Source organism: Pantoea stewartii subsp. stewartii, from assembly GCF_008801695.1.
GTDB lineage: Bacteria > Pseudomonadota > Gammaproteobacteria > Enterobacterales > Enterobacteriaceae > Pantoea > Pantoea stewartii.
In genome coordinates, this window is the sequence record NZ_VZPF01000123.1 from 1 (window position 1) to 8,447 (window position 8,447).

Here is an 8,447-nt window from a genome sequence, read left to right on the forward strand (position 1 = left end):
AATGGAGGCGAAGCGCCTCAAGGAGCCATGTCCGGTGTTTCACGCGATAGTGTCCATTAAAAAATGATGGACACTATTTTCCCGGAACCGGAGCCCGCTGCACAGACGGTTTAAATGTGACGCTTACCACCAAAATGACAGCCGGCACCATAAGGCGGATGCCAGAACGGTGATTCTGGGCAATGCGCTTGAGCAGGATGACGTCGCAGCCCATCATCGCCACAGACTGGATAAACTGAAATATCAGCATGGAAATGGCGATCACACCAAACGTGACAGGCCCGACGTACTTAGCGACGAAGGACGTTACAAACATCAGGCCAAATACCGCAACCAGCTTCTCAATGATCATCCATAACGAGTTTTGCAGCTTTTGTTTCACGAACGCGCCCTCAACAGAGTCTGTACGGCATGACGCAGCCCGGACACCAGGCGTGGAGACAGGTAGAAAAGCGTAAAATAAAGGCTCCAGGCGTCTGGGAGCACGCCCGCGGCAATATAGGCACGATAGTTTTGCCGGTAAAGTTCAATATACTGCCTGACGAATGCCGCGCTGAACGTCCCACTATACAGGGCTTTATAGATGTGCGAGGCCGTAACCTTCAGAAATAAGAAGTAGTAATAGCGTTCCTGCGGCCGTAGCAAGACGCGTTTAATCCCTGTAAAAGCCCGGACGTAAGTGAAGTGTTTTTCTTTGAGCGCCGAGCGCGTTGCGGAATCGTGTGACTCAACATAGTGGTAGACGACCCGAGGGCTGAACACGACCTGTCCCTGCGGGGCACCGGACAGGTAGCTGATCACAAACAGCAGATCTTCAAAGTTGAAGATATCTTCCCGAAAGCGTAACTGCTGCTGTTGCACGATCGTCCGGCGGAAAAACTTGTCACAGATACCGTGTTTCGGCGTGTGGTAGAGCAGTTCACCGATCGCCTTATCAGCGCGCAGACTGCGCAGTGCGGTCTCTTCAGGCTCCCCGGACAGCGGCTCGCCGTCATGAGAAAAGGTGCGGGATTCGCCTACGGCCAGAATGACGTCTTCATTCATCAGCCCCAGCCAGGTATCCAGCACACCTGAAGGCAGAAAGTCGTCGGCATCGATGAAAGAGAGGAATGTGCCACGCGCAGCATCCAGACCGCAGTTACGTGCCGATGAAACGCCGCCATTGGGCTTATCTATAATCTCTACGCCAGGATAATTCTGGTATTTTTTCATTAGCTCAAGTGAATTATCACTTGAACCATCATTGGGCTTTGTTGAATAAATGGATTTTATGCTGTGGTACTATGAAAACGGTTGTTTCAGATAACATAAAATCAATGCGTTACATGCTTGCGTATGACGGTGTTCTGTCTGGCATCAGCGTTTTCTACCAAAACAGTGCAGACAAAACAGAATGATTACCTATTATTCAACAAAGCCCCATCATTGACTAAAATAAGCTGGCAATGCTCAGCATGAGGTTGCTGAAGAATACTCTCGACGCAACGTTCAATAAACATCGCGCCGTTATAAACAGGCACGATAAATGACACTAAAGGGGCGTGTTGATCATTAAACATATAACCTCTGGTGTGACATATTTATTAAAGTGTAGCGCAGGGAAAGTGTCGGTTAGTTCCAGCTATTTTTATTCGTAAAAATTTTTCGCTACTCTAAATCAGTCATCTGTATGCACATCGCCAATTTTTGTATCAAAATATGTATAGCATGAAACCAGAAAATAAAAGACAGCATAAACATGAGGATGACATCAAAACTAAGAGTATTCTGTAATTTAAAATGGCGTTACTGAACCCTGCGGAAATACAGAGAGCCTGCCTGTGATACTCTACTCAGGCGCGGACCGTTTCCGCAATAAGCCACCTTCGCAATGTAAAGCGTAAAGAGAACATTCAGACAATAGCCAGTGAAGTGAAAAATGGAAGACACTTTTCCCGGAAAAAATTAATAAGAACTTCCTTATAAAAATCGACATATTTCAGATGGCATTTTAATAAAAAACAACGCGTGTCCAGTAAAAATAAATAAATATGCCAGAAGAAACATAAGTGTTTAATTAACGTTTAACTTTTTGGGGCATATAAAAAATCTCAGCGCCTGAAAATATGCGTGGACTGGCACACCCCGGGGCTGCATGGACTGGCTTTCTGCGGTGAGATTGATTCCGCCCGGGTCGCGGAGAGAATCGCTAAATACGCTCCCGGCATTGCCTCTTCGTTCAACGGCGACCGAGGAAACCGTGCGATCAGACTGCTAACCTTATCATCATTGCTTTCCGGCGGCTCCGTCTGCCCACGGTTATTATGGGCAGCCGCACACATCCCCGTCGTCCTCAGTCGCTGGCATGCCGGTGCTCAGCACATCCCGCACAGCCGCCACATCCTGTCTTACGCGATGAGGTGAGCGGTGCGGAAACCGGCTTCGTGCGCGCACGTCCACCTGCGTGGCGCAGCAGGCTAATGACCAGACCGTTAAGCACGACCACACTCATCAGGCACAGCGCGCTAAACCCCGGATGCAGGCGAAAACTGACACTCTGATAAAACAGCGTAGCAACGGAGTACGCAACGTTCAGGCCCCAGAAAAAGGAAAACAACATCCAGTTTTTCCCGGCTTCCCGGGCTATTGCGCCCATCACCGATACGCAGGGAACGTAGAGCAACACAAACAGCAAATAGCTGTACGCGGCGAAGCCGTTGCCGAATTTCGCACTCATCACGCCCATTTGCGTCGCATTGATTGTACTGTCACCTTTATTCGCTTCAATAGGGTTGGCCAGCGCACGCAGGCTGAATGCGCTCTTCAGGCTGTCACCGGTTTCTTTCAGCGCGTCACCTAACTCACCCGACAGCGAAAAGTCCTGCGGGCGAAACGCGCCGCTTTGAACATCTTCGCCGACATAAAGACTGTTCAGCGTACCGACCACGACTTCTTTCGCCATGATGCCTGTCACCAGCCCGACCGTGGCCTGCCAGTTGTCTGATGTCACGCCGACTGGTCGCAGGGCTGGCGTGACGACTTTACTCACAGTAGCCAGCGCAGAATCATTGATATGGTCTACGGTTGCCCCACTAAACGAAAAGTTGCTGAGTAATCCGATCACCATGCTGACCACAATAATGACGCGACCTGCGCGTACGATAAACATCTTTAAACGTTGCCAGGTCTGGATCAACAGGCTTTTCACATGGGGGCGATGGTAGACCGGCAGCTCCATAAGAAAAGGTGACGCTTCGCCGCGCAGCAGCGTATTTTTCAGGATAAGCCCAGTGACGATGGCCACGATAATGCCCAGCACGTACAGAGAGAAAACCAGGCTGGCGCGCCAGGCGCCAAAAAAGGTGGCGGCGAAAACCGCAAAAATCGCCAGCCGCGCACCGCAGGACATAAAGGGCGCAATTAGCACGGTAAGTAAGCGCTCACGGGGTGTATCCAGCGTACGCGTGCCCATTACTGAAGGCACGTTGCAGCCAAACCCGACAATAAGCGGTACAAAGGATTTTCCCGGCAAGCCCAGCGACTGCATCAGGCGATCAATTACAAACGCCGCACGCGCCATATACCCCGAGTCTTCAAGAAAAGACAGAAACAGGTACATCAGGCCGATCTGGGGCAGAATCGGCAACACCGTGTTAATCCCGGCCCCTATGCCCTGCGCAAGGAAGACCGTTACCCAGTCGGGAAAGTGGCAGGTATAGCCCAGCCACTGCGCGCCATGAATAAACAGCGCCACCGATCCGCTGTCGAACAAAGGCTGGAAGGCTGCACCGATGTTAATTGACAGCACAAACATCAGATACATCACGCCCAGAAAAACCGGTATTCCCAGGAACCGGTTCAGCACAAGGTTGTCCAGCCACTCAGTCAGCGCAGCGGGTGCGGCTTTATTGAGATTACAGACCGCGGCGCAGAGCGCGTTGATAGCCTGATAACGACAGTTCACCACATGCATTGCCGGATCGCCGCCCGCCGCCTGCCTGATCGCCGGCAGTTGGGGGACGACTGTGGGACAGATGCGCTGGCTGTTAATGTCACCTGCCAGCAACTGTAGCGCCAGCCAGCGCTGCTTTTGCCTGGCGATGTCCGCAGGCATCATCGTTTGCAGGCGCGCGATGGCCGTCTCAATTTCACGAGGATAAACCAGAGGTTGTGGCGGTCTTTCTCCCTGCCAGTCGTCAATGGCGCGTTTAAGCGAGGCGATGCCTTCGCCACGTGTTGACGTCAGCGTCACGACCGGGCACCCCAGCCGGGCTGACAGCGCTGCCCTGTCGATGATGATATTCTGGCTGAGCGCGATATCCTGCATGTTTAACGCCACGATACAGGGCATGCCCAGCTCCAGTAGCTGAAAAGTCAGGAAAAGATGACTCTCCAGGTTTGAGCTGTCTACCACATTAATCACCAGGTCGGCGTGATCCTCAAACAGATACCCACAGGCGATACTTTCATCGATGGCGCTGTCCGCAGAAAGCGTTGTAAGCGAGCGCGTGCCTGGCAGATCAACCAGCCGTACATCCGTTTCAGCCGTAAAGAACTGCCCTTCCTTGCGTTCTACCGTCACGCCCGCCCAGTTCCCTACGCGCTGGCGGGCCCCGGTAAGCTGATTAAATAACGTGGTTTTACCGGTATTCGGGTTGCCGATCAGACCCAGGGTTAATGTTCTCATCAGCGGACTTCTTCCAGCAGAACCGAAGCCAGATCGCGTTGCCGCACCGCCAGACTGAGGCGACGCGTACGGATATGAACGGGATCGCCCAGTGGTGCAGTACGGATAATGTCAATCAGCGTGCCGGGCAGCACGCCCATGGTTAGTAATTTTTGCCGCCAGGCGGGATCAACAGAAGGCTGGTAGCCTCTGACACGATAGCTGGTGTGTGTTTTGATTTTCACAGATATATCCCAACCGTTAACAACTAAGGCAGGAATTATACAAATGATAACTATTCTTGTTTCTTGATCTGGATGGGGGTGATGCGCAGGATAACGACAAAAACACGCTGATATGCCATTTCACCCTGACGGCCCGCTCGGGTTAAGGGCCATCCGGAAAGAAGCATTGCGGAAGATTGTCAGAAACGTCCCTCAGCGGCAAACAGGCTGAGCGGCCTCAGCAGTGGGAAAATAACAGATGGTGTTGCCATACCTATTTTCAGCCCCCTGTCTGTGAAGCACGGCTTATACAGCGAAGACGGACACAACGTCAGATTGCGGTCACGTATGAGGGCAGCGAAAAATATTAACGCGCAAATGTCTCACCCAGGCCTTCATCTTATTATTACGCGAAAAAACGTAACTCCCGGTACATTTCTGCATAAACGGACCCTTGATCACCCCGTTTTTGTGACTATGCCAAGCCATTAAAAAAACGCGCTTTTCCTGAAAACGTCATTTTATTTTTAAACTAATCGTTATAGATCACATTATTTATGGCGTCACTATTAAGGTAATCCGTTAAATACCGATATACCTGTATCCACGTTTATCAGGTATCGCCGCCATGTTTAAAAACCTTAAAATTACAACGGGCATTATTGCCGTATTGTTTTTGTTCAGTGCGCTGTTAATGCTTACCGGGTCGCTTTTTTATTCGTCTGTCAGCCAGGCGGGACTCAACTTTTCTCACACTGAACAACTGACGCTACAACAACAGCAACTGAGCGATAGTGTGCAGACGCTGATAAAGACGCGTGTCACCGTCAGCCGGGTGGCTATTCGTTTTCTGAAAAACCAGAAGGATCCGGCATCTCTGGCCTCGATTGCCACACTGCTGGACACAGCGAAACAATCTGCTGAAAAAGCCGATGAGTATTTTTCAGCCTACAAAGCCGCCCCGCCCTTACCCGGACAGCATGCGGAACTGACCCAAAACGTGCAGACGGCTTACAGCAAAATGCACGATACCATGCTCGCGTCGGTCGAGTTCCTGCGAAATAACAACTATCAGGCTTACGGCAATCTTGATGCACAGGAAGCGCAGGATCAGCTGGATAAGGCTTATCAGGCCTGGCGGAGCGCTAACTATCAGCTGATGAAGGAAATCGCCGCAGAAAACGATCACAACTACACCAATATGCTGTGGACCTTGCTGATTATCGCAGTTATTGCTCTGGTGACCGTTGCCAGCGTATGGGCTGGCCTGCGGACACTGTTGCTGAAACCTCTGACTCTGGCAACCGACTACATGCGCGCGATCTCTGCCGGGGATCTGACCCGTGAGATCGCCAGCGACAGTCACAATGAAACCGGACGGCTCCTCAGCCAACTGGAAGAGATGCGCAGCGCGCTGGTGGTGACGATTCGTTCTGTCGATGATGCAACGCAGTCCATTTTCACCGGCGCAGCAGAAGTATCGGCCGGCAGCATCGACCTCTCTGCCCGCACAGAGCAACAGGCAGCCGCACTGGAAGAGACGGCAGCCAGCATGGAGCAACTGACCTCGACAGTAAAACTGAACGCGGAAAATGCACAGCAGGCCACCGCGATGGCGAACGATGCCGCGGTGATGGCGTCGCAGGGTGGGCAGATTGTGGCGAAGGTGATTTCCAATATTGAGCAGATCAGTGAAAGTTCTAAACAGATTGCCAGCATCATTGGCATTATCGACAGCATTGCGTTCCAGACGAATATTCTGGCGCTTAACGCTGCGGTCGAAGCCGCACGCGCAGGCGAACAGGGGCGCGGTTTTGCTGTAGTCGCCGGTGAGGTGCGTTCACTGGCGGGACGCAGTGCAAGCGCGGCGCAGGAGATCCGCACGCTGATTGAACAATCGACGCAGCGTGTCAACAGCGGTTCGACTCATGCCTCCGAAGCGGGTGATGTCATGGGAAGCATTGTGCATTCCGTTAACAGCGTGACCCAGTTGATGGCTGAGATTGCCTCGGCCTCGGCCGAGCAGACGCGCGGTATTGAACAGGTGACGAAAGCGGTATCGGAAATGGACGGCGTCACGCAACAAAACGCGGCGCTGGTAGAGGAATCGGCCAGTGCGGCAGCCTCACTGGAAGATCAGGCTACGCAGTTACGTCAGTCGGTCTCCGTGTTTAACACGGGCAGAAAGCCGACCACAGGTCTGGCGACGTCCCGCAGCACAGCTTTGAAAAAACCCGTTATGACGCCTGTGTCTACCGCACCGTCAGCGGATAACTGGCAGTCATTCTGATCGACTTGCCGCGGAGCGATGCCCTGCTCCGCGGCAAACGGCTTCAGGCGCGGTGGGCCATATCAACGACCTTCGTTTCACTGCCCCAGTCGGCGTCAAACACAGAAGAAACCAGGGCTGGATGAACGCCCGTAACAGCCACATCAACCAGTCCCAACGCCACAAAGGGATCCTCGGTCAACCTGTCGCGAACAGCCTGCTCATCAGAGGCGAGAAACAGCACAACGCCGCCCTGCTGATTTTCCAGCGGTCCGGCCAAAACCACCTCGCCCGTCTTGATGTGCTCCACCAGCCAGCTTTTATGACCCGCGCTGTGTTTTTCACGTTCGGCGGCGGCACCACGATAACTCAGCGTAACAATGTAAAGCATAAGGTTCTCCTGTGGATTACAACGCAAGTGACTGGATGAGCGTGCTGGCGGCATTAAACGCGTTGCCGATTTCACGCTGTTGAATGGCTTCCCCTTTTGAAGCCCCTTCTGCACGGATAACATGAATATGCTCAACGCCTAAAAACCGAAAAAAAGCGGCCAGATACCGTTCCTGAAAATCTCACTCTTCAAGGGAACCGCCGTGGTAAAAGCCGCCCCGCGCCGAGGCCACGATCACGGTTCGCCCACCTGACAATCCCACCGGGCCTTGTGCCGTATAACTGAATGTTTTGCCTGCCTGCGCGATCCGGTCCAGCCAGGATTTTAGTTGGGCAGGCACCGAAAAGTTGTACATCGGCGCACCGATGACTATCACATCACTGGCAAGAAACTCCGCCACCAGCAGGTCAGATAAGCGATGCTGTTCTGCTATGTACTCACTGACGTTGTCGTCGTTTCCCGCCCTGAAACCTGCCGCGATGGCCGCGTTAAGAGGACGGATTTCCTCGGCCACGACATCACGGTAAGTCGCCTGAGCAGCGGGGTACTTTGCCAACAGTTTTCTGACGATGTCCGCGGTAAGCTGCCGGGTAACCGACGACGTCTGGAAAATACTGGCGTCAATATGAAGTAATCTGTTCATGGGATTCCCCTGAGAGTGATGGTGCTATGACGATGGAAGGGTTCTGGCCGCGCGATCGATAAACGTAGCCACCTGTTCAGGATGTGAAACCAGCGATAAATGACTAAATAACTGATCCTAATACCGCTACACTTTAGCCAGCCCATGTTTTCCCCCGGGGAATGGGCTGACGGTATTCATAAAGTGATGGACCTTTTTCAACAGTTGCCACATTGAACTGCACTGGTGATTTCGGGTTATTGTCTCATGAAGCGCCTGCCACAACCGTTCGACAT

7 protein-coding genes and 2 pseudogenes are annotated in these 8,447 nt (G+C 52.5%); 1 reads left to right on the forward strand and 8 read right to left on the reverse strand.

What is annotated here, in order from left to right; genetic code table 11:
* Positions 1-73: 73 nt before the first annotated feature.
* The 5 genes from F7Q90_RS23655 to F7Q90_RS23675 form a co-directional block, all read right to left on the reverse strand.
* Positions 74-382, reverse strand: a complete 309-nt coding sequence (locus F7Q90_RS23655) for an MATE family efflux transporter (RefSeq protein WP_044242899.1) — start codon at positions 380-382, stop codon at positions 74-76.
* A complete protein-coding gene (locus F7Q90_RS23660; protein WP_335671946.1) occupies positions 379-1,272 on the reverse strand; it encodes a glycosyltransferase family 2 protein in 894 nt (297 codons plus the stop codon). Before F7Q90_RS23660 ends, F7Q90_RS23655 begins: the two co-directional genes overlap by 4 nt.
* 125 nt (positions 1,273-1,397) lie before the next feature.
* Positions 1,398-1,559, reverse strand: coding sequence for a glycosyltransferase (locus F7Q90_RS27680; protein ID WP_080577470.1), 162 nt, complete (start codon positions 1,557-1,559; stop codon positions 1,398-1,400).
* 773 nt (positions 1,560-2,332) lie between these two features.
* Positions 2,333-4,666 carry a Fe(2+) transporter permease subunit FeoB gene (feoB, locus tag F7Q90_RS23670; protein WP_006121602.1) on the reverse strand — a complete coding sequence of 778 codons (2,334 nt, stop codon included), beginning with the start codon at positions 4,664-4,666 and terminating at the stop codon, positions 2,333-2,335.
* Positions 4,666-4,890, reverse strand: a complete 225-nt coding sequence (locus F7Q90_RS23675) for a FeoA domain-containing protein (RefSeq protein WP_006121604.1) — start codon at positions 4,888-4,890, stop codon at positions 4,666-4,668. The genes feoB and F7Q90_RS23675 overlap by 1 nt, the downstream gene beginning before the upstream one ends.
* Positions 4,891-5,497: 607 nt before the next feature.
* Here F7Q90_RS23675 and F7Q90_RS23680 point away from each other — a divergent pair.
* Complete coding sequence (locus tag F7Q90_RS23680) at positions 5,498-7,159, forward strand: methyl-accepting chemotaxis protein (protein ID WP_006121606.1); 1,662 nt, start codon at positions 5,498-5,500, stop codon at positions 7,157-7,159.
* Between the two features lie 43 nt (positions 7,160-7,202).
* Here F7Q90_RS23680 and F7Q90_RS23685 read toward each other — a convergent pair whose 3' ends face one another.
* From F7Q90_RS23685 to F7Q90_RS23695, 3 genes and pseudogenes are all read right to left on the reverse strand, one after another.
* Positions 7,203-7,529, reverse strand: a complete 327-nt coding sequence (locus F7Q90_RS23685) for a YciI family protein (protein WP_006121607.1) — start codon at positions 7,527-7,529, stop codon at positions 7,203-7,205.
* 16 nt (positions 7,530-7,545) lie between these two features.
* A pseudogene (locus tag F7Q90_RS23690) lies at positions 7,546-8,172 on the reverse strand (FMN-dependent NADH-azoreductase).
* Between the two features lie 126 nt (positions 8,173-8,298).
* Positions 8,299-8,447: pseudogene (locus F7Q90_RS23695) on the reverse strand (IS630 family transposase); the annotation flags it as partial.

Excerpts from the sequence above, each read along its gene's own strand:
- F7Q90_RS23680 (WP_006121606.1), top strand. The coding sequence starts at position 5,498 with ATGTTTAAAAACCTTAAAATTACAACGGGCATTATTGCCGTATTGTTT.
- F7Q90_RS27680 (WP_080577470.1), bottom strand. The coding sequence starts at position 1,559 with ATGTTTAATGATCAACACGCCCCTTTAGTGTCATTTATCGTGCCTGTT.
- F7Q90_RS23685 (WP_006121607.1), bottom strand. The coding sequence starts at position 7,529 with ATGCTTTACATTGTTACGCTGAGTTATCGTGGTGCCGCCGCCGAACGT.
- feoB (WP_006121602.1), bottom strand. The coding sequence starts at position 4,666 with ATGAGAACATTAACCCTGGGTCTGATCGGCAACCCGAATACCGGTAAA.